The sequence below is a fragment of the Embleya australiensis genome, from assembly GCF_051903075.1.
Taxonomy (GTDB): Bacteria; Actinomycetota; Actinomycetes; order Streptomycetales; family Streptomycetaceae; genus Embleya.
On the sequence record NZ_CP182422.1, the window covers coordinates 914,403 to 936,310 of the forward strand.

Annotated in this window: 18 protein-coding genes and 1 pseudogene; 17 read left to right on the plus strand and 2 right to left on the minus strand. The window is 72.1% G+C overall.

What is annotated here, in order from left to right; translation table 11 throughout:
- The first annotated feature begins 1 nt into the window (after nt 1).
- From ACMXN5_RS03815 to ACMXN5_RS03880, 14 genes are all read left to right on the plus strand, one after another.
- Nucleotides 2–1,549 (plus strand): phage tail sheath family protein, encoded by a 1,548-nt coding sequence (locus ACMXN5_RS03815; RefSeq protein WP_439673985.1) that lies wholly within the window; start codon nt 2–4, stop codon nt 1,547–1,549.
- A gap of 40 nt (nt 1,550–1,589) precedes the next feature.
- A complete protein-coding gene (locus ACMXN5_RS03820) occupies nt 1,590–2,030 on the plus strand; it encodes a phage tail protein (protein WP_126639687.1) in 441 nt (146 codons plus the stop codon).
- Entirely contained in the window at nt 2,027–2,539 is a 513-nt protein-coding gene (locus ACMXN5_RS03825; protein WP_439673986.1) for a hypothetical protein, read from the plus strand. The genes ACMXN5_RS03820 and ACMXN5_RS03825 overlap by 4 nt, the downstream gene beginning before the upstream one ends.
- Entirely contained in the window at nt 2,536–2,694 is a 159-nt protein-coding gene (locus ACMXN5_RS03830) for a DUF6760 family protein (RefSeq protein WP_170222246.1), read from the plus strand. The genes ACMXN5_RS03825 and ACMXN5_RS03830 overlap by 4 nt, the downstream gene beginning before the upstream one ends.
- A gap of 2,620 nt (nt 2,695–5,314) precedes the next feature.
- Complete coding sequence (locus ACMXN5_RS03835; RefSeq protein WP_439673987.1) at nt 5,315–5,785, plus strand: hypothetical protein; 471 nt, start codon at nt 5,315–5,317, stop codon at nt 5,783–5,785.
- 37 nt (nt 5,786–5,822) lie between these two features.
- Nucleotides 5,823–6,248: a phage tail protein gene (locus tag ACMXN5_RS03840; RefSeq protein WP_439673988.1), complete on the plus strand. Its 426-nt coding sequence runs from the start codon at nt 5,823–5,825 to the stop codon at nt 6,246–6,248.
- A gap of 75 nt (nt 6,249–6,323) precedes the next feature.
- The gene (locus tag ACMXN5_RS03845; RefSeq protein ID WP_439673989.1) at nt 6,324–7,046 is read left to right on the plus strand and encodes a CIS tube protein; all 723 of its coding nucleotides are present in this window, start codon (nt 6,324–6,326) and stop codon (nt 7,044–7,046) included.
- Nucleotides 7,043–8,812 (plus strand): VgrG-related protein, encoded by a 1,770-nt coding sequence (locus ACMXN5_RS03850; protein WP_439673990.1) that lies wholly within the window; start codon nt 7,043–7,045, stop codon nt 8,810–8,812. The genes ACMXN5_RS03845 and ACMXN5_RS03850 overlap by 4 nt, the downstream gene beginning before the upstream one ends.
- Before the next feature lie 54 nt (nt 8,813–8,866).
- A complete protein-coding gene (locus ACMXN5_RS03855) occupies nt 8,867–9,181 on the plus strand; it encodes a PAAR domain-containing protein (protein WP_126639692.1) in 315 nt (104 codons plus the stop codon).
- Entirely contained in the window at nt 9,178–9,603 is a 426-nt protein-coding gene (locus ACMXN5_RS03860; RefSeq protein ID WP_439673991.1) for a GPW/gp25 family protein, read from the plus strand. The genes ACMXN5_RS03855 and ACMXN5_RS03860 overlap by 4 nt, the downstream gene beginning before the upstream one ends.
- A 4-nt stretch (nt 9,604–9,607) precedes the next feature.
- Nucleotides 9,608–11,572 (plus strand): putative baseplate assembly protein, encoded by a 1,965-nt coding sequence (locus ACMXN5_RS03865; protein WP_439673992.1) that lies wholly within the window; start codon nt 9,608–9,610, stop codon nt 11,570–11,572.
- A complete protein-coding gene (locus ACMXN5_RS03870; protein ID WP_439673993.1) occupies nt 11,569–12,132 on the plus strand; it encodes a phage tail protein I in 564 nt (187 codons plus the stop codon). The genes ACMXN5_RS03865 and ACMXN5_RS03870 overlap by 4 nt, the downstream gene beginning before the upstream one ends.
- Before the next feature lie 637 nt (nt 12,133–12,769).
- A complete protein-coding gene (locus tag ACMXN5_RS03875) occupies nt 12,770–13,393 on the plus strand; it encodes an NADase-type glycan-binding domain-containing protein (RefSeq protein WP_439673994.1) in 624 nt (207 codons plus the stop codon).
- Between the two features lie 361 nt (nt 13,394–13,754).
- Nucleotides 13,755–14,240: a cytochrome P450 gene (locus ACMXN5_RS03880; protein ID WP_439673995.1), complete on the plus strand. Its 486-nt coding sequence runs from the start codon at nt 13,755–13,757 to the stop codon at nt 14,238–14,240.
- A 626-nt stretch (nt 14,241–14,866) separates the two neighbouring features.
- Here ACMXN5_RS03880 and ACMXN5_RS03885 read toward each other — a convergent pair.
- Nucleotides 14,867–17,596, minus strand: coding sequence for a helix-turn-helix transcriptional regulator (locus ACMXN5_RS03885; protein ID WP_439673996.1), 2,730 nt, complete (start codon nt 17,594–17,596; stop codon nt 14,867–14,869).
- A gap of 217 nt (nt 17,597–17,813) precedes the next feature.
- On the opposite strand from ACMXN5_RS03885, the pseudogene ACMXN5_RS03890 reads away from it, so the two are divergent.
- Both ACMXN5_RS03890 and ACMXN5_RS03895 read left to right on the plus strand, forming a co-directional pair.
- Nucleotides 17,814–18,505 (plus strand): annotated as a pseudogene (locus tag ACMXN5_RS03890) (alpha/beta fold hydrolase).
- 104 nt (nt 18,506–18,609) lie between these two features.
- A complete protein-coding gene (locus ACMXN5_RS03895; protein ID WP_439673997.1) occupies nt 18,610–19,458 on the plus strand; it encodes an alpha/beta fold hydrolase in 849 nt (282 codons plus the stop codon).
- Nucleotides 19,459–19,573: 115 nt separating this feature from the next.
- Here the strand turns inward: ACMXN5_RS03895 and ACMXN5_RS03900 are convergent, their stop codons facing one another.
- Nucleotides 19,574–20,521 carry an RNA polymerase sigma factor gene (locus ACMXN5_RS03900; protein WP_439673998.1) on the minus strand — a complete coding sequence of 316 codons (948 nt, stop codon included), beginning with the start codon at nt 20,519–20,521 and terminating at the stop codon, nt 19,574–19,576.
- Between the two features lie 405 nt (nt 20,522–20,926).
- On the opposite strand from ACMXN5_RS03900, the gene ACMXN5_RS03905 reads away from it, so the two are divergent.
- Nucleotides 20,927–21,820: an alpha/beta fold hydrolase gene (locus ACMXN5_RS03905; protein ID WP_439673999.1), complete on the plus strand. Its 894-nt coding sequence runs from the start codon at nt 20,927–20,929 to the stop codon at nt 21,818–21,820.
- Nucleotides 21,821–21,908: the final 88 nt, after the last annotated feature.

Below are 21,908 nucleotides of genomic sequence, written 5' to 3' on the forward strand. Positions count from 1 at the left end.
TATGCCGACGTACCTCACCCCGGGCGTTTACGTGGAGGAGGTGCAGTCCGGCGCGCGGCCCATCGAAGGCGTCGGGACCGCGGTGGCCGCCTTCGTCGGCTTCGCCGAGTCCGGCCCCTTCCACCGGCCGACCCTGGTGACGAACTGGGACCAGTACGTCCAGGTCTTCGGCGGCTTCACCGAGGGCACGTACCTGTCCCACGCCGTCTACGGCTACTTCGCCAACGGCGGCGGCACCGCGTACGTCGTCCGGATCGGCGGCAGCGCCGAGGACTCGGACGACGCGGGCGGATCGCGGCAGGATCCCACGCCGGTCGCGCCCGCCACCCCCGTCGGTGGGTTCCTGATCGCGGCCCGGCCGGGAGCCGGCACCGGCATCTCCGTCGAGGTCGCCGACCCCGACGGCGAGAACCCGCCCGAGGACCGCTTCAAACTGCTGGTCCGCCGGGACGGGACGGTCGTGGAGACCTACGAGGCGTCCACCCGCAAGAGCATCCGGGGCTACCTGCTCAACCAGGTCCGGGAATCCGAGCTGATCGAGGTCACCGAACAGTCGGGCAGCGCGCAGACCCGCCCCGAGCGCGGCACCGTCACCCTCGCGGACGCCCCCGCGCCGACGTCGAACACCACCGTGGCCCGGCTGGACGCGGGCGAGTACGTCGGCGACTCCGCGGCCCGCACCGGATTCGCCGGCCTGGAGGCGATCGACGAGATCACCATGGTCGCCGTCCCCGACCTGATGAGCGCCCACCGGCGCGGCGACCTGGACGCCGAGGGCGTCAAGACCGTGCAGCTGGCGGTGATCTCGCACTGCGAGCAGATGGGCGACCGGGTGGCCGTGCTGGACACACCACCGGGCATGAACGCACAACGGGTGCGCACCTGGCGCAACGACGACGCCGGGTACGACTCGCGCTACGCGAGCGTGTACTACCCCTGGATCAAGGTGTTCGACCCCGCCACCGGTCGCAACACCATGGTGCCGCCCAGCGGCCACGTCGCCGGGGTATGGGCGCGCAGCGACGGGGAGCGCGGCGTGCACAAGGCTCCCGCCAACGAGGTCATCCGGGGTGCGGTCGACCTGGAGATCCGGCTCAGCAAGGGCGAGCAGGACCTGCTCAACCCGATCGGCGTCAACTGTGTGCGGGCCTTCCCCGGACGCGGCATCCGCATCTGGGGGGCGCGCACCCTCTCCTCCGATCCCGCGTGGCGCTATCTCAACGTGCGCCGCCTTTTCAACTACCTGGAGGAGTCCATCCTGCTGGGCACCCAGTGGGTGGTGTTCGAGCCCAACGACGACCGCCTGTGGTCGAGCATCCGGCGCAACGTCACCGCGTTCCTGACCGAGGAGTGGCGCCGAGGCGCGTTGTTCGGCCGCACCGCGGAGGAGGCCTTCTACGTCAGGTGCGATCGGCAGAACAACCCGCCGGAGTCGATCGATCTGGGCCGCGTGGTCTGCGAGATCGGTGTCGCGCCCGTGAAACCGGCCGAGTTCGTCATCTTCCGCCTCGCCCAGTTCTCCGACAGCACCAGCCTCGTCGACGAGTGACCCGCACACCACCACCCCAACGGAAAGGTGACACACGGCCATGGCAGAGGGCGACGCTCTTTCCACCCACGTCTTCGGCGTGCAACTGGGCGGATATCTGGTGGAGTCCATCCAGGAAATCAGCGGCATGACCGTCGAGGAGGAGGTCGTCGAGGTCCGCCAGGTGACCGCGGAGGGCAAACAGATCATCCGCAAACAACCCGGCGCCCGGCAGGCCGGCGAGGTGACCATCACCCGAGGTCTCGACAAGAGCAGCGAATTCACCACCTGGATCAAGGAAACGCTGAACAAGGGAGCCGTGGACACCGCGCGGCAGAACCTCACCATCGAGATCAAGGACTCGACGGGAGAGACGGTCCGGCGCATCCAGCTCATGCAGGGCTGGGCCAGCAAGTGGGAGGGCCCCTCCCTCAAGGCCGGCGAATCCAGCGCCGCCACCGAGACCGTGACCATCACCTTCGAGGAGATCGTGGTCGAATGAGGCGCAGAACGGTCACCGCCGGCGGTCCGGGCGATCCGTTCGACGTCGGCGCACCCCCCGCGCCGGACCCGACCGACGGCCGGGACGCGGCGCCGGCGTCCACGGTGTCGGCGACGTCCGCGGAACGGGATCGGCACGAACTGCGCACCGAGTTCGAGTTCGAGTTGCCGCGCGGCTACGTCGACGACGAGGGCACCCTGCATCGACGGGGTTCGATGCGGCTGGCCACCGCCCGCGACGAGCTGCGCCCGCAGATCGACCTGCGGGTCAAGGAGAACCCGGCGTACCTGAGCGTGGTGCTGCTGAGTCAGGTGATCACCCGGCTGGGCACCGTCACCGACGTGCACGCCGGTGTGGTCGAGCGCATGTACGCCACCGACGTGGCCTTTCTCCAGGACTTCTACCGGCGGATCAACAGCGAGGGACACACCCACGCGGCGGTCACCTGTCCGCTGTGTCACGGCTCCTTCGAGGTCGATCTCTCGGGTGGGCGCCTGGGGGAATCGTGACGTACGCGCTTCCTCGATTGCGGGAGGAGATCGCGTACATCGCCTACCACTTCCACTGGCAACGCGAGGACATCCTCGACCTCACCCACGGTGAGCGGGTCGAGTGGGTACGGGAGATCGCGCGGATCAACACCCGCGTCAACGAAGGCGGGTGATCACGTGGTGTGGAGCGACCGGCTGCGCCGGAACCGACGGGGGCCCAAGAGCGGGGGCGTCGCCGGCGAGGGGCGCGGTGGCGGACCCGACGAACGACCCACGCCCGAGCAGGAGTCACGGGCCTCGGCGGAGGGATCGGCGAGCGGACACCGTGACGGCGGAGATCGCCATGGCGATGACCGGGACGGTCCCGACTGGGACGGTGGTTGGCGACGAACCGCGGCGCCGGAGACGACCGTGGCCCGGTCGTCGATCGCCGTGAGCGACGGGCTCCGTTTTCGGTCCGGACTCGCGTCCTGGCAGAACCCGGCGCTCGGCGGCGAACTCGGTCACGCGGTGTTGCCCTCGGCTCCGGTGGGTCTCATCCACGGCGTGGCCCGTCCGGCGATGCCGTCGCGGACCGAGTCCCGGGGTGGGCCGCTGCTGCTGCGGGTCGTCCGGCCGGAGGCGGAAGCGGAGCCGGACGGGGTGCGGGAGCCGGGGGACGGGGCAGCGCCCGGGCACAACGCCGAGCGTGGGCCGCGCCGTTCGGGCACAACCGTGCAGCGTTCGGAGGCTCCCGGGGCCGGGACGACTGCCCGGGACGCGACGTCCGTATCGCCACGATCCGGGAACGCCTCGATCATGGGTGGTGGCGGTTCGGGCACCGGGGCGGACGGCGGCACGGGAAGTGTCCAGCCGCCCGCCGATGTTCCCGCGCGTGGCGAGGTCGCCGAGGTGGCCGCCGTACGTCCGCGGCGGGTGCGGCCGTCGCTGGTCGTGGCGCGGCGCCCGGCGATGATCCTGCGTCGGGTGGCGGCGATCCGCCCACCCGCCCCCGCCGTGGAGTCGACGGGGCCCGACACGACGCAAGCCGCCGGGAGCCGCACACCCGTCTTCCGGGACACCGCGCCGGACACCGCGGCCACCTCCCCGGCCGACCGCGAGGCCCGGCACGGGGCGAACCACCCGACGGACGCCTCCGACACCGAACGGCCTCCGACGGTACGCCCCGCGCTCGGTCACCCACGCCGCGAACTCCCGGAGGGTGCACGGCTGTTCATGCCGAGGGGCGAAGCAGGCGAAACCGGCTCGGGGGTACCGAGGGCGGATGGGGGCGCCCTGCCCATCGTGCAACGCCGCACCGGCTCCGACGTACCCACGCCCTTCCCGACCGACGCGCCCGAGCCGGTGCGACACTCCCGAGTGGCGCGGCCGACCCTACCGGAGCCGCCTCGGTCCGCCCCACAGCCCGCGGCAGCGAAGCCGCACGCTCCGTCGACCTCGCCGGCGGCGCCCGATCGCACCCGAGGCGAGGCCGGCGCGGATACCTCCTCGGCTCGTCCGTCGGCGGTCCCGCGCTTTCCCGGCCGCGACGCATCGCCGTCCCGATCACACCACCGCATCGGAATCGGCGCCCCGCTCACCGGGCTTCCGCCCACGGCCGTCTCCGCCACCGAGGGAACGGCACCCGTACTCGGCGGCGGCCGACACGCGCAGAGTCCGACGAACATCGGGGGTGACCGAGGCTCCTCGGCCACGCGGGAATCGCACATCGGTGCCCACCCCATTCCCGCGCCGGCCCCGGCTCCGATCTCGTCTCCCGCTCCGTCGAGCGTGATGCTCCCCATGCCCGTGCGCGGCACCGAAACACGCTCGGAGTCCGGGCCGTCCACCCCGGGGCTCCCTGCCGTGCAACGCGTCGCGGAGCCGCCACGGACAAGCCCCGGTGGTCGCGAACCGCACGTGGCTCCCGAACGCGGCCCGTTCCGGCAAGCCGGCGACGCCACCGCGCGCACCGGGTCGGCCGGCACCTCATGGGCGACGGCGTCAGGGCCACCCACGGCGGTCGCCCGGCGCATCGGCGCCACCGGCCGTTCCGCACCGACGTCCGGATCCGGCACCCACCGCGACACCCCGACGCGCATCGCTCGGCGCTCCCTGCCGCTGCTTCCGGCCCGGGCCCTGGTCATCAACACCGGTAGCGGCGAAGGGTTTTCGGCTCCGATCCCGACCACCGGGTCGCATCGACCGGTGGTCTCGGCCACATGGCGGCGCAACGACGACCCCGTACCGGCGCCAACCGCTCCGGCACCGGCGATTCCCACACAAACACCGGTGCGGCGCACGACACGGGCACGCGTGGACGGCGGGGCGAACGCGGTGCCCAACCCCGAGGCTCCGGCGCGCCGACGCGAGAACCCGACGCCCGGTCCCGAGGTCGTGTCGGCGCGTCGACGCGGGAAGATGCGCAAGGCCCGGATCGGGCCCGAACCGCCTCGGCGTTTTCTGCCGAATCGGTCCCGCCCGGCCCCGGTCACCCCGTCCACCCCCCTCGGTGCGATGTTCCCGACTCCCCCGGCATCCCCGACCGCCCCCGCCGGCTCCATCGACCGCGGGCCCGCACTCGTCGCCGACGCAAACGGCCTCCGCCCCTCCGCAGCACCCACGCCTACGCCTACGGTGCAACGCACCGGCAACACCCGCCGAGTACAAGCGGGTTCGACCCCTTCGGTGCCGCCCACCGCCGAGCAGCCGCCCGGGCCGCACCGGGCGGCCACCCCCTCCGCCCGTCCCCCACTCCCCGTCCCCGTCGTCCGCCCCCACCCGCCGGGCTCGCCCCGCTCCGGTGGCGCGGGGGTGCCGACGCTTCCGTCGCCGCTGCCCGTGACCGCCGACATCGTCCGACCTCCCGAGACCGGCCCGGCCGTGTACTCCGGCGCGGACCCGCACCCCCCGCCGGTACGCGCCCGCCGACCCACCGCAGCCCCGCCCGAGGTCCGGCCCGCCGATACACCGCCGTCGCTCCCGGACACCGCCGTCGTCCAGAGGACTCCGTCCCTCGCCCGGCGCGCCGCCGCCGTGTCGGGCATCACCGGCGTCCCGGTGACCGCCGTCCCCGCCCGGTCCCCGTCCCCGTCCACCACCGGAGGCACCGGCACGACCGGCAACCGGTCCACCCCGGAAGCGACATCCGCGACGAAGCCGGCGACCACGCCCGACATCGAGGACCTGGCCCGCCGCCTGATCGAGCCGGTGAGCCGACTCCTGCGCGCCGACCTGCGCCGAGGTCGCGAACGCTCCGGGCGACCGTACGACGGCCGACGCTGACCGCGCGCGGCACGAGGAAAGGCATGGAGACGAACGCATGGCGGACAACATCTTCGCGACGAGCGTGTTCTTCAAGCTCGTCATCGGAGGCAACGACCTGGGGGCCTTCCACACCTGCTCGGGTCTGGGGGCCGAGGTGGAGATGGAGCAGTACGCCGAAGGCGGCAACAACGGCTTCGCCTGGCAACTGCCGGGCCGCATCACCTGGTCCAACATCACCCTCACCCGTCCGGTGACTGCGGACACCACCAAGATCGCCCGCTGGCTGAACGAGATCATCCAGCGCGTCGAACCCAAGGACGGCGAGATCGTGGCGCTGAAACCGGACCTCGAACGCATCATCAGCTGGCAGGTACTGGGCATCGTGCCGGTGCGCTGGCAGGGCCCGTCCTTCGACCCGGCGAACTCCCAGGCTGCCGTCGAGTCGCTGGAGATCGCGCACGAGGGTCTACGCCCGTCCTGATCGACCACCGCGCCGCCCGCGTCGCGACCCCGCCCCGTCCCATGTTTCCGCCACGCACCCGAAGGGAGGAACAACGTGTCACCGGTCGGTCGTACCAGCCGGGCCCGCGCCCAGTTGACCATCATGGAGCCGCCCGCGACGGTGGGTGCCCGGCCGGGCGGCCGCATCGCCCGCATCACGTTGCAGTTCAATCCGGCGCAGTTGTCGCTGACCAAGAGCACCGAGTGGCGGCGATCGCCCTCCCGGATGGCGGAGCAGTCCTCGCTGCCGGAATTCGTCGGCAGCGGGCCCCGCTCGTTGTCCCTGGACGTCTTCCTCGACGCGACGGCCACCCACGACAACTCGGTGGAGAAGGCCGTCGAGCAACTGATGCTGGCGTGCGTGCCGACACCCGCCAGCCTGGCCGCCAAGAAACCCGCCAGCCCGTGGGTACGGTTCGACTGGGGCACCGCGAAGACCACGTCGTTCGACGGCGTACTGAACAACTTCTCCGTGTCCTACACGCTGTTCGACGTCGACGGGAAGCCATTGCGGGCCACCTGTTCGTTGTCCATCGAGGAGGCCGGTTCCGCTCCGGCCGGGCAGAATCCGACCTCGGGCTCACCCGACGCCCGTCGCACCCATCGCGTGGTGGCGGGCGACAGTCTGGCGCTGCTGGCCTGGCAGGAGTACGGCGACGCCGGTCTGTGGCGCGCGATCGCGGAGGCCAACGACATCGACGATCCGATGACACTGGCTCCCGGCACGGAACTGATCGTGCCCGCCGCGGGAGAGCCGGCCCGAAAGGAGTCCGAATGACCCCCGTAGGCAGGTCGTTCGCGGCCGATCCGATCGTCGAGGCCCCCGGCGAACTGCCACCGGCGTGGGTGGCGCAGTTGGTCGGCTGCGAGGTCGACGAGCACGTCGGCCTGCCCGACACCGCGATGCTGACGTATCGGGACCCGGACCACCAGCTGCTCACGGCCACCGGGATCGGCATCGGAACTCCGGTGAAGATCTCGGTGGTCACGGTGCGGGACCGGGTGCGCGAACGTCTGTTCACCGGCGAGGTGACCGCTCTCGAACTGGATTCGGACACCACCGGCTCGTTCACCGTGATCCGGGCGACGTCCAGGGCGCACCGCCTGCAACGCGGGCGCAAGGTGGTCGCGTTCCGCAACATGCGGACCGCGGACATCGTCCGCAAGGTCGCCGCGGGCGCCGGACTGGCCTGCGGCCGGATCGAGGCGGCGCCGATCATGCACAAGCAGCTGACCCAGGCCAACGTCTCGGACTGGGAGTTTCTGCGCTACCTCGCCGCCGAGAGCGGCGCCCAGGTCCGCATCGACGACAAGGGCCTGCTGCAATTCGTCAAGCCCAAGCCCGCCTCGACCGCGCCTCCGCCCTCGACCCGGGCGGCGCAGAGTCCCGTGGTCCTCGAATACGGTGCCAATCTGTTGGCCCTGCGGGCCGTGCTGACCGGCGCGGACGCGGCGGCCGACGTCGAGGTGCGCGGCTGGAACGTCACCACCAAGGCCCCGTTGACGGCCAGGGTCCCGTCGGTGCGGAGCACCACGGTCGTGCCGGGGATGAACCCGAGCCTGGCGCAGAAGGTGTTCGGCAAGTCCCCCCGGACCACCATCGCGGACACCCCCTATCGCACCCAGGCCGAGACCAGGGCGGTGGCCGGTGCGGTGGCGGCCGAGGTGAGTTCCGGCTTCGGGGAGATCGAGGCGGTCGCCGAGGGCAATCCCAAACTGCGCGCCGGCGAACCGGTCACCCTGGGCAACGTCGGCCCCGCGTTCTCCGGGCGCTACACGGCCACCGCCACGCACCACGTCCTGGAACCGATCCGCGGTTACCGCACCACCGTCGTGGTCAGCGCGACGTCCGACCGCTCGTTGTCCGGTCTGACCGCCGGGGCCAACGCTCCCTCGCGCGGTCCGCGTATGCCGGGTCTGGCGATCGGCGTCGTCACCGACGTGCGTGAGGAGGGCGGCGCGCAACGCGGCGCGGTCCGGCTGAAGTTCCCCTGGCTCGACGACACTTACGTCACCGACTGGGTACGGACCGTGCAGTGGGGCGGCCGGGGCGGCGGTGGCGTGTTCAGTCCCGAGGTCAACGACGAGGTGCTGGTCGGGTTCGAACAGGGCCTGCTGGACTGCCCGTACGTGCTCGGCGGCCTGTACAACGGGGTCGACAAACCCTCGCGGCACGACGTACCGCTGATCGACCGCACGAGCGGAAAGGTCAACCGCCGTTCGCTGGTGTCGCGTTCGGGCAATCGGCTGGAACTCCTGGATACCGCTCGCGGGGCCTCCGGCGTACGACTGGCCAGTGGCAACCGGCGCCTGGAGGTGCGCCTGAACGAGCGGGCGAACAGTATCGAACTCACCGTGTACGGCCCGTCCGGGGGGCGGGCGAGCAGTTCCGTGACGCTCACTCCGACCGGAATCACCCTCGACGCCGGTACCGGCGCGGTCACCATCAACGGCCGCTCGGTGAACATCAACGGCACGGCGAACGTCACCGTCGACGGCGGCCTGCTCGGCGTCCTCAAGGCCAAACTCATCCGGATCAACTGAACCGCGCACCGGCGCCACACACCCGAACCCCATCCCGGCCAAGGAGCACCGACGATGCCCCCCGCAGCCCGCACCGGCGATCCCACCGCCCACGGCGGCGTCCTGGGTACCCCACCCCCGGGCGCCGCGGCGGCCGTCGCCACCGTGCTCATCGGCGGCAAGCCCGCCGCCGTCACCGGCAGCCTGCACGTATGCCCGGCGCACGCCTACCTCGGCCCGGCCAACGTGGTGATGCCCTCCCCGGCCGCCGCGACGAGCGGGATCGTGCTGATCGGCGGCCTGCCCGCGGCCCGCATGCGCGACCAGACCTCGTGTGGCGCGCAGATCCTCCTCGGCGCGCCGAACGTCCTGATCGGAGGTCCCTTGTGAGCGGACGTTTCATCGGCCGCGGCTGGGGATTCCCGCTGCGGGTGAGCCCCACCGGCGGCATCGGCATGGTCGAGCGCGATCGGGAGATCGAGGAGGCGATCCGCCTGGTCCTGGGCACCGCGCCGGGAGAGCGGCCGATGCGGCCGGAGTTCGGCTGCGGCATCCACGACTACGTCTTCGCGCCCGCCGACGGCGCCACCGCCGGGCGCATCGCCCACGAGACCCGGGTCTCGCTGGAACGCTGGGAGCCGCGGATCGAGGTGGACGATGTGGTGATCGCGTTCGACACGGTCGACGAGGGTGTCCTGTACATCGACGTGCGCTACACGGTGCGCTCCACCAACGACGTCCGCAATCTGGTCTTCCCCTTCTACACGATCCCGTCCTCGGAGGGCTCGCCGGACGCCCGGACCCAGGAGTGAACTGATGGCGCTGCCCTCCCCCAACCTCGACGATCGGCGCTTCCAGCAACTCGTCGACGAGGCCAAACGATACGTGCAACAACGCGCGCCCGAATGGACCGACCACAACGTCTCGGACCCGGGCGTCACCCTGATCGAGACCTTCGCCTACATGGTCGACCAGTTGCTGTATCGGCTGAACCGGGTGCCGGAGAAGAACTACACGGCGTTCCTCGACCTGCTCGGCGTCACGCTGTTCCCACCGGCCGCGGCGGGCGCCGACGTGGATTTCTGGTTGTCCGCGCCGCAACCCGAGACCGTGCGTCTTCGGGCGGGCACGGAGGTGGCGACCAGCGGCAGCGAGACCCAGGAGGCCGTGGTGTTCGCCACCACGGCGGACCTGTCGATCGTGCCGAGTTCGCTGACCCGCCTGGTCACCGCCCCGAGTTCGGGCGGCCTGCACGACCAGACGGGTGCGCTCGCCGCCGGCGGCGACATCCCGGTCTTCCAGGCCCGCCCCGCCCCGGGGGACGCGATGCTGCTCGGCCTGCCCACCGCCGTTCCCCGGTGCATCGTCGCCGTACGCCTGGACAGCAGAGTCGAGGGCGTGGGCGTCGACCCGAGGCAACCGCCGCTGGTGTGGGAGGCGTGGGACGGGGCGCGTTGGCTCGACTGCGAGGTCGGCACCGACAGCACCGGCGGACTGAACCGCCCAGGCGAGGTGACCGTGTTCGTGCCCGCCGGCCACACCACGTCGGTGGTCGCGGGCACCCCGGCCGGCTGGTTGCGCTGTCGGGTCGTCCCGGCGGAGGCCGGCCAGCCGTTCTACTCCGAGTCGCCGACCATCCGCGAGGCGGAGGTGTTCACCGTCGGCGGCACGATGGGCGTCGAACACGCCGAGACCGTCTCGGACGTGCAACTGGGCATTTCCGAGGGGGTCCCCGGCCAGCGCTTCACGGTCGCCCGGCCACCGCTGCTGCTCGACGGCCCCGCACCCGTCGTGCAGGAGTCCTCACCGGAGGGCTGGCGGACCTGGACGGCGGTCGAGCACTTCGGCGCGTCCGGCCCCGAGGATCGACACGTCCGCGTCGACGCCACCACCGGCGAGTTCGCCTTCCCCCCGGCCGTGCGCGAACCGGACGGGGGCCTGCGCACCTACGGTGCGGTGCCCGCGAAGGGGGCCCACCTACGCGTCCCGCGACATCGCACCGGCGGTGGCGCGGCCGGCAACGTCGCCCGCGGCACGATCCGGGTGCTGCGCAGCTCGGTGCCCTACATCGCCGAGGTCGACAACCGCGAGGCGGCGCGCGGCGGGGTCGACGGCGAGACGGTGGAGAACGCCAAGACCCGGGCCCCGAACATGCTGCGTGTGCAGGAACGCGCGGTCACCGCCCGCGACTACGAGTTCATCGCGCGCCAGGCCGCGCCCTCGGTGCGCCGGGTGCGCTGCCTGCCGGCCGCGGCCGACGAACCCGGCGCCGTGCGCGTGCTCGTCGTCCCCGACGCGGTGGCCGACGAGGGCGAGCGGCTGCGCTTCGAGCAACTGATCCCATCGAATCGAGTCCTGGGCGCGATCACCGAACGGCTGGACGAACGACGCCTGGTGGGCACCCGCCTGATCGTGGAACCACCGGCGTACCAGGGCGTCACTGTGGTCGCCCGGCTGGTCGCGGCGAGCCCCGGCGAGGTGGACCGGGTGCGCGAGGACGCCCTCGACGCACTGTTCGACCTGCTGGATCCGCTGCGCGGCGGACTCGACGCGACCGGATGGCCGTTCGGCAGGGCCGTGCAATACGGCGAGCTCTTCGCCGTGCTCCAACAAAGCGTGGGTGCCGGATTGGTCGAGGAGGTACGCCTGTTCCCGGCGGATCCGATCACCGGACGTCGCGGCGGAGCGGTCGAGCGGATCGAAGTCGCCCGCAACGCACTGGTGTTCTCCTACCGGCACCAGGTGGTGGTCACCGCGCGCGAACCCGACGGTGACGCATGACCAGAGCCGCAGTACCCGGCCTCCCCACCCGCTACCCGATCGGCGAACTGCTGCCCGCGCTCTACGCGGACGACGATCTGGCACAGCGCTTCACGGCGGGCCTGGACACCGTCCTGGCACCCGTGTTCGCCACCCTGGACAACCTCGCCGCCTACCTCGACCCCGCGCTGGCACCCGCGGATTTCCTGCACTGGCTCGCCGGCTGGGTCGGCGTCGACGTGGCCCCGACGTGGCCCGAGGAGGTGCGCCGAGCGGTGGTCGCGCGCGCGGTCGAGCTGCACCGCCGGCGCGGAACCCATCGCGGACTGATCGAACTCCTGTGGTTGTGCTGCGGCGTGCGTGCGGACGTCGTGGACGGGGGCGGCGCCGCGTGGTCGTCCGAACCGAACTCCGTGCTCCCCGGCACCCGTCCCGAGGAACTCCTGGTACGGGTGTGGCCGGTGCGCACACCGGACGTGGACCGCGAACGGGTCCTCGAGGTGGTCGCGGCCTCCTGCCCCGTGCACCTGACCCACCGGGTCGAGATCCTGCCCGGCCCGCCCGACCAGAGAGGGGACTGACGCCATGCGCGCGTGTCCGACGTGCGGGGTCGCCAACGAGGAGGACGACGACTTCTGCGGCAACTGCGGGTCGTACCTGGGCTGGTCGCGGGAACCGGCGCAGGATCGACCCGCTGCGCGGGTCGACGAGCCCCAGGGGGCGGAGCGGTCGGAGGCATCGGCACGACCGGCGACCGAGGGCACGACCCCGCCGCCGGCGGCCGAACACGGCTCCGCGGACCCGGCGGCGCCGGTCGCCGCGGGCCCGCCGCCGGCGCCGTCGAGGGCCGAGAACCCCGCCTCACCCCCGCCGACCGCCGATGGCCCGCCCACGCCCGTACCGCCGCGCCCGACGCAACCACCCCCGCACCGCACCCACCCGGCCGCCCGGGAGCCCGTACCCGAGCCCGTACGCAGGGAGGCGCCTTCGCCACCCGACTCGGCCGCACCGGTGCGGCCGGCCCCGCCCGCACCCCCGACACCGCCGGAGCCGCCCGCGCCCGAACCCGTACTGCCCGTCCGACCGGCGAAGCCGGTGGCGCCACGACCCGTCGTACGACCGGTCGCCACCGACGACACCCAAGACGGCCCGCCGTGCCCGGTCTGCGGCACCCCGAACCGACCGGAACGCAGGTTCTGTCGCCGTTGCGCCGCCCCCTTGCACCCGACCGCGCTCCCACCCGCCCTGCCGTGGTGGCGCACCATCTGGCCGTTCCGACGCCGGGTACGCACCGGCTCGGGGGCGGTGTGGCGACGCCTGATCACCGTGCTGGTGGTCCTCGCGCTCGTCGTCGCGGGCTTTTTCCTCGTCCCGTTCGCCCGTTCGCTCTTCGAGGACACCCGGGACAAACTCGGCAAGGCGTCCCAGGTCACCCCGACCGCCGTGACCGCCAGTGCCGAGGCACCGGGTCACCCCGCGAGCGCGGCCACCGACGGAATCACCAACGAATGGTGGGGGGCGCCCGCCCTCGGCGATTCCCTCACCTGTGCCTTCGCCACGCCATTCCGTTTGGTCGGCGTCGTCGTGCACTCCGGCGGCTCCACCGCGCCCGAGGAGTTCCGTCGCGGCGCTCGCCCCACCCGGCTCGACCTGTCGATCACCGCGAAGGACGGTCGCGTGACCACCCGCACGATGACCCTCGACGACCGGCCCGGCCCACAAACGTTACGCATGGGTGTCAGCGATGTGGTCTCGGTCCGCTTCACCGTCCGTGCCGCAGCAGGCCCGGTCGCCGAACAACCCATCGCCCTGGGCGAGGTCGAATTCTTCAAACGCACCTGAAACAGGTCCGGTTCCGGCCCTTCCCGAGCGCGCGGCGACGAAGCCAAGGGCGGGGTGATCGCTCACTCGGGGAGGGCGAACAAACCTCGCCGACAGGCGCGGATCAGGTTATCGAGGCACGCCATATTCGCGGCCGTCGACCACCATCGGTACGAGGGGTGGCGTCGCTGCCCTCCGTGCAGTGGATCAAGGACCGCTTCGGAACACGATGTCGAGCCGGAGGCGGCACGAGACCGTCCACGGCAGTGGGCCGTACGAGTGGACCACGTCCACACCCGTGTGATGCCCTCCCCGCGGGACGTGGCGGCGGCTCTACTACTCGTGTGCAGGAGTGGTACGCCCCAGGCGAGGACGAACGAATATGCTGGTCGACAGTGTCGCGGCGCTTCCGACGGCCCCCGGTGCCCTTCCGGTGATCGGGCATCTGTTGCCCCTGGTCCGTGACCCGCTCGGTTTCCTCACGAGCCTGCGCCACACCGGTCCCCTGGTCCGCCTGCGGTTGGGGCCGCACAGCCTGGTCATGGTGTACGACCCGGCGCTGGTCCGGCACGTGCTCCTCAATCCCCGCACGTTCGACAAGCACGGGCCGATGTGGGACCGGGCCCGCGAGGTGACCGGCAACGGGCCGGCCAGTTGCCCCCACGCGGAGCACAAACGACTGCGTACCCTGGTCCAACCCTCCTTCCACCCCGCCCGGATCCCCGCGTACACCGCGCGCGTGACCGACACCACCGCCTCCCTTCTCGCGCGCTGGCGGGACGGGTCGGTCGTCGACCTGGGCGCGCAGACGATGGACCTGCTCCACCCCCGCCGAGTAATCACGAAAGTGGCCCTGCGCCGACCGTGATCATCCTCATCGGAATCAACGACGGCACCGGCCCGACGGCACCACGCGCTCGACACCTCGCGAGTTCCCGCCCGCCCAGGGACGTGCGCACGTACCCGATGCGGATCGGCCCGGGCGCGCCCGCCGGAACCGCGGCCGGTACGGGCCGTCCGATCCACGCCTTCGACGAGGCCGGCGGCCGTGGCGTCCCCGCAGGCCCCCACACCTGTCCCGTCCCGCGCAGCCGCGCACATAGGACCCGAATGGCCATCCATCTCTGACCACATCAGCCAGGTACCGCTGCACAGCAGTTCCGTGGCCTGGGACGTTACGAAGGGAGCCGGCCAACTATCGCCGTACGGCCGAGCGGACGCCGCGCGACGGCGAGCACTTCGGCCACCTCGGGGTGCTCCAGGCAGGCGCGGAGCACCCCTTGGCCGACCATGCCGGACGCTCCGAACAGGATCACCTTCAACGCAGGGCCTCTCTCGCCTCGTTCGTCCGGGGGCGCTGCGACGGCGACCCACCCCCACCACCTTCGGCATGTCGCTCCGGGACCGGTACGTCAAGCGGCCGTTCGACAATAGACGTGCGCGACGTCGGGACCGCGCCGGGCGCGCGGTCGCACGAAGCGGGTGGCGCCGCCGTCATCGCGGCAACCCTTCGAGGGCGTCGCGGAGCGCGGCTCGGGAGGTGATGCCGAGTTTGGGGAACAGGTTGTACAGGTGGGAGCTCACCGTGCGGGGAGACAGGTAGAGGCGTTCGCCGATCTGCTTGTTGGTGAGGCCGGCTGCGGCGAGTGTGGCGATCTCACGCTCCTGCGGAGTGAGCGGGGCAGTGGGCCCCGTGGCCGGGTGGGTGGTCGGTGTGCCGCTCGCGCGGAGTTCGGCGCGGGCCCGAGCCGCCCATGGGGTGGCGCCGAGGCGTTCGAAGGTGTCGAGGGCGTTGGTGAGTTGGTGCCGGGACTCGGCGGCGGACCTTGCCCGGCGCAGGCGTTCGGCGTAGGCGAGCCGGATCCGGGCCTGGGCGAACGGCCAGCGGCTTGCACCGGGAGTGGCGAGCGCGGTGTCGAACGCCTCGCGGAACGACGCGGCGGGGGCGGCCATTCCCGTCGCGCCGGCCGTGATCATGGCGAGCCGGGGCGAGAGGCCGGCGATACCGGAGCGGTGGATGTCGGCGACATGTGCGCGCGCCTCCGCCGTCCGCCCGGAGCGGACCGCCGCTTCGACGAGGTCCAGCAGCACCCACAGCGCCGCGGGTTTGTGGGCGGGCACGGTCCCCGGTGCGCAGATCTCGACCGCGTGGCGGTAGGCGGTCTCGAACTCCCCGTTGCTCAACGCATCGACGGCCCTCGCGTGGGTGGCGAGCTGGAGTACGAAGCCGATGCGGTTGGGTGCTGCCCAGGCGGTCAGGTCGTCGGCGATGCTCCGGACGCTCTCGCGATCGCCGCGGGCGGCGGCGACCATCGCGCGGTCGTACCGCAGGCAGCCGCCGAGCAGTCGGTAGTGGTGCCGGGTCGTGACGGCGAGTCCCTCTTCGGTCAACTGTTGCACGCCGTTCCAGTCGCCGTTCAGCACGCCGTCGAACCCCAGGAGTACGAGCGCCTTGATCGCCGCCGCGACCGCACCACCCGCGCGGCCGTGCTCGACCACCCGCCACAGCGCGTCGCGGCAGCCGGGGATCCGGTCCACGTACAGCGCCGCTATGCCCAGACGTGCCGTGTGGGCGTGGTCGGTCTGCTCGCCGATGCCGGCTATCGCCTCGTCGAGTGGCGGGAGCAACGGCCCCGCCCGTCGTGTGGGTTCGAGGAAGGTACCGCCGAGTAGGCTCAGGATGCGCGGGGGCTCGACGCCGAGCCGGTCGAGGGCCGCCCGGTAGTCGTCCGTCAATTCGGCGCGGGATCCGAAGGCGCAGTTCGCCTGGAGGACGTAGACGATCTCGGTCAGCTGGGTGTCCCAGGTTCCGATCGGCCGGTCGACGCCGCGCAGCGCGCCCAGCAGCAGCCGGTGGATGGTGTCGGTATCGCCACCGCTGTTGAGCATGTACGCGGCGGCGGCGACGGCGGTCGCGACCGTGTGGCCCTGTCCGCCGCGTTCGGCGACGAGCGCCCGCGGGTCGGTGAGGTCTCCGGTGACGTCGGCACCGAGGTAGGTCGCGAACATGGCGCGGCGGTGATGGTCGTCGGGTTCCGGGCTCAGCTCGGCCGCACGCAGCAACAGGGCGATGGCGCCGATCGGATCGCCGCGCCCCTTCGTCTTCTGCGCGGCCTGTTCGAGGAGTTGCGCGATCTTCTCGTCCGGCGCCGACGTCGCCTCCGCGAGATGTCGTGCGCGCCGCTCGGAGTCGGCCGGGTGTCGTTCGGCCAAACGTCGATGTGCCCGGCGTCGTTCGTCCTCGGTCGACAGCCCGACGACGGCGGAGCGGGTGAGCGGATGCCGGAAGCGGATGTCCCGGGTGACCGGGTCGACGCGGATCAGCCGGGCACGCTCGGCGGGTTGGAGCTCGCCGACGGACGTCGCCGGGAACGGCGCGCCGGTTCCGTCGAGCGCGGCCAGGAGCAACCGGGCGCGGGTCTCGGCGGGAAGCCCCTCGATGCGCCGCGCGAACGTCGACCGCAGGCGTCGGCCGACCGGTGTGCGGTCGTGCGGAGCTTCGGTGGCGATCGGGCCCAGGGGTGCCGGGAGTTCGATCAGTGCCAAGGGGTTGCCCTGCGCTTCGGTGATCACCTGCCGGGCGGCGCGTGGCGGCAGCTTCGGGAATGCCTCGGTGAGGAGTGTCGCGGCGTCGTCGTCGCCGAGCGGTCCGATGGCGATCTCCGCGAGCCCGGCGTCCTCGAACACGCCGCCCTCACCGGTCCGGACGACGCCGAGCAGGCCGATCCGCGAGCCGCCCAGGCGCCGCGCGAGGATGCCGAACAGGGTGGCGCTCGCGCGGTCGAGCCATTGCAGGTCGTCCACCACCACCAGCACGGAGTCCGGGCCGGCGGCTTCGGACAGCAGGGCGAGCAGCGCGTTCGTCAGCGTGAGCCGCCTCGGCGCGAGACCTTCGGCAAGGCCCACGGCCACCTCGATCGCGCGTCTGGCGTCGGGTGGCAGCACGGCCAGTTCGGCGACCAGCGGAGCGACCAACTGGTGCAGGCCGGCGAAGCTCACCTCCGCCTCGAACTCGACGCCGGACCCGCGCAACACACGCGTACCGAGCGTCGCGGCGTGCGCGGCCGCGGCGTCGACGACCGACGTCTTGCCCACACCCGCCTCGCCGACGACGAGCAGGGCACCGCCGTCGCTCGCCGCGGCGTCGACGAAGTCGTACAACACGCCGAGTTCACGCGCACGCCCCACGAGCCGTCCGCCCCACACCCACATCAAACCCGGCACGCCGAGACTCTACTGAGCGGCGCGGTGCGTGGACACCGGTTCCCCGCCGGCGCCCACGTCGCCGACACCGCCGAACCCGGGCGCCGCCCCGTCCCGCCCGACCTGCGGCGGAATCTCGGTGGAAACTACGTCATTTGACGGGCGCGGCCCGATCCGTGGCGTTCCTACAGTGCTCGCCGAGGGCCCTATCCAGGCCCCGGGCACCGTGGAGGAAACGATGAGTGACAACACGCCGCGCGCGAGTGTGGTGCTCGTGCACGGAGGGGGTTCGTGGACGGATCCGGATGGCAGGGGGTATACGAGGCGCTCAAGGCCGACGGCTACGACGTGGCCGTCGTGCAGAACCCCACCATCTCGCTGGACGACGACGTGGCCGCGACCCGCCGCGTGATCGACGCGCGGCCGGGGCCGGTGATCCTGGTCGGCCACTCCTACGGCGGCGTGGTGATCACCGAGGCCGGCAACCACGAGAAGGTGACGGCGCTCGTCTACATCGCCGCCTTCGCCCCCGACAAGAGCGAGTCGGTGAACACCCTGATCGCCGACCCGCCGCCCGGCGCCTCCGTCCCGCCGATCCTGCCGCCCGTCGACGGATACCTGCTCCTGGACCGGGACCGGTTCGCCGCGGCGTTCGCCGGGGATCTGCCCCTCGCGCAGGCGGAGTTCATGGCCGACTCGCAGGCGCCCTGGGGAGTGGACGCGGCCGGCGGCGCGGTGTCCCGGCCCGCGTGGCGCACCAAGCCCTCGTGGTATCTCGTCGCCACCGACGACCACATGATCCCCCCGCCCGCCCAGCACGCCATGGCCGAACGCATCGGCGCCCACGCCGTGGAGGTCCCCGGCAGCCACGCCGTGTACGTCTCGCAGCCGGCCGCCGTCGCCGACCTGATCAAGCGGGCCGCCGGCTGAGCCGCGCCCCGTCCGCATCCCCCGAGAGCCCGCCGACCACCCGCCGGGGCGCCCGGCGGGTGTCGAGCGCCCCGGAACGTTCCATCACCGTCGGAGGAGAACACATGAAGTCCTCGCGCAAGAACCGAAGAATCGCACTTGCCGCGGCCGCGGTGACCCTGGCCGGCGCCGCGACCTTCGCCGGCCTCGCCCCGACGGCCTCGGCCGCGGACGACGAGCGCCACGGCGATCACGCTCCCAAGCCGACCGTCGTCCTCGTACACGGCGGCTTCGCCGACGCGTCCAACTGGAACGGCGTCATATCCCGGCTCCAGAAGAACGGGTATCCCGTCATCGCCCCGGCCAACCCGCTGCGCGGCATCCCCACCGACGCCACCTACATCGCGAGCGTGCTCCGCTCGATCCGGGGCCCGATCGTCCTCGTCGGCCACTCCTACGGCGGCGCCGTCATCACCAACGCCGCCGCAGGCAACCCGAACGTCAAGGCGCTGGTCTACGTCGCGGCCTTCATGCCCGACCAGGGCGAAACCCTCGGCGAGTTGATCACCCGCCACCCCGGCAGCGAGATCCAGCCCGCGCTGAACCTGGTGCCCTACACCAACGCCGACGGCACCACCGGGACCGACCAGTACATCCGCGCCGACCGATTCCACGACGTATTCGCCGCCGACGTCCCGCGCAAGGAGACCCGACTCATGGCCGCCGGGCAACGCCCGTTCGCCGTCTCCGCGTTCACCGACAGGACCGGGCCCGCCGCGTGGCGCACCATCCCGTCCTACGGCGTGGTCGCCGGAGCCGACAAGGCCATCCCACCGGCCGTCGAACGCTGGGAGTACCAGCGCGCGAACGCCCGACGCGTCGTCGAGGTCCCCGGCGCCTCCCACGTCGTGATGATCAGCCACCCGGACACCGTGGAACGCCTCATCGAACAAGCCGCGACCGACACACGCTGACACGCTCGCGGCATGCGTCCGGGCCCGCGCACCCGGACGCGTGACGGTCGCGGGCCGGCGCGGGTCGCCCGCACGGACGACGACGGGGTTGTGCGCCGTCGGGCGATACCGCGTTTCAGGTCGATGGGGTCTGTGCGGGGAAGACCACGCGCAGTTGTTGCACCTTGCGATTCCGGCGGGTCATCAGCCAGACGAGTGTCGGTGGACAGGGGTCGATCTTCTCCGGCGGATTGGTGACGTCCATCTCCCAGATGGTGATGTCGCGACCGGCGACCACGTGGCGCAGGTGTTGGCGTACACCGATACCCATCATGCGCTGGAGGACCGGGACGGGGTGCACGTGCTCGCCCGGTCGGCCGAGCCGGCCCACCATCGCGGATTCCGCCGGCCAGAACTCGGCGATCTCGCGGGGCAGCGGGGTGCCCTGTTCGGACGCCGCCAGGGTCGCGACCGCCTCGTGTCCGCTCTCCTCCGTCAGGGCGGACGCGTCGCCGTGGGCCTGTTCGGCGGTCGCGAGCAGGACGCCGGCCATCTTCTCGCGGGCCTGACCGAGCCGGCTGCGAACCGTACCTACCGGCACGTCGCAGGCGTCGGCGATATCCCGGTAGGAGCTGATGCCGCTGAAGTGCCGCAACATCAGCACGAGTCGCAGTTTGGGCGGCAGTTGCTCGACCGCGCCCCAGATCCAGTCGCGCATGGCGTGTCGTTCGATGACCCGCTCGGGGTGCGACGTTTCGTCGTCGCGCAGGAGCAGGTGTTCCAGGCCATCCAGGCCGGGAGTCTCCCGGTCGGATCGAAGGCGCATGCGGGCGTGATTGCGCACGACGGCACGCAACCACGCCCCCGCCGCGGCGGGTTCGCGAACATCGCCGATCCGCCGCAGGGCGGTCAGTGCGGCGTCCTGGACGGCGTCGTCCGCGGCGGGGCCGTACCCGAGCACGCCGATCGCCACCGCGCGCATCGTCGCCTGGTGCCGGGCCAGGAGCAGGCCGAGGGCGCCGGTCTCACCCGCCTGCGCCCGGCGGGTGAGTGCCTCGTCGGTGGGCGAGGTCGTGGGCATCATGTCTGCGCCTCCGTGGCGACGGATCACCAACCGTGTGCGGTCGCGAAAACGGTCCCGCGACGCGGATGTGGGCCATGCATATCAAGGCCGGGGAGTCGATACCAGTGATCCCGTGGGCCAGGGGATCACTGGTATCGACGCCACAGCCGGTACGAGGAGCGCCACCCCGGCCGAGCGCGGGTGGCGCGCCCTCGGTGTGTCCCGAGCGCGCCGATGCGGTCCGCGTCGACCCCGTCGCGGGTGGTCGGGAACAAGACCGCGGCCGACCCGCGCACGGCCCGGATCGCGGAAGAGCGCGAGTCGTCGGCCACGATGTGACCCAGGTCATACGCTGTGATTCGAACTTCCGCTCCTCCAGCGCATCCTGTCGGTAAGTCCATTCCACCGTCACGATCGGGAGCACCTGTGATCTCATCCGCCACCGGCCCCTTGTCCGAAGGCGTCCACACCCTCGAGGTGGAGGGCATCGTCCTTCGCTACCACGTCCACGGCACGGGACCGGTGTGCGTGGCGCATCCCGGCGGACCGGGGATCGTGTGGGAGTACCTGCGCGCATCGGCGCTGGAGGAGTTCTTGACCGTGGTGTACGTCGAGCCGGTCGGCACGGGGGGCTCGGGCCGACTGCCCACCCATCCGCACGGCTACACCCGCGCCCTGTACAGCCGGCACCTGGCCGCGCTGATCGACCACCTGGCCGTGCCGCGCGTACACCTGCTCGGTCACTCGCACGGCGGGTTCGTCGCCCAGTTCCACGCCCTGCGCCGGCCCGAACGGCTCGCGGGAATCGTGCTGTTCGAGAGCGCGCCGGTGACCGGCCCCGAGCACGTGGAGGAGGCGATGCGCGCGGTCGGGGAGTTCGCGGCGAGGAACGCCGAGCGGCCCGAACTGCCAGCGGTAATGGCGGCGTTCGCCTCGGCCGCGGAGATCGAAGACGACGCGTCCATGGTGGCCGCCGCCCGGGGTGTGGTGCCGGCCTACGTGGCGGACTACTGGTCGGACATGCCGCGCTGGGACGCCCTGCGCGCGTCCCTGCGGGCCGGTTACATCTCGGGGCTGGACGCGTCCGGCGAACCGGACGTCGTCGACGACCGCGCGGCGCTGGGGACGCTGACCGTACCGGCGCTGGTCGTCGTCGGACGCCACGACGTCGTCTGCGGGGTGCGCTGGGCGGAGGAACTGCACACGCTGATTCCCCGGTCGCGCCTGGTGATCCTGGATCACAGCGGGCACTTCGGCCATCTGGAGGAACCCGAGCGATTCGCGGCCGAGGTGGCCGCGTTCGTGACGAAGGAGCGTTGATGCGCGGGCGATCGGGAACCCCCGGACCACGCGACGGACATCGCGGCGGGATCGGGTCCGGTTGCGGCCCGGACGCCCGACGATCGGC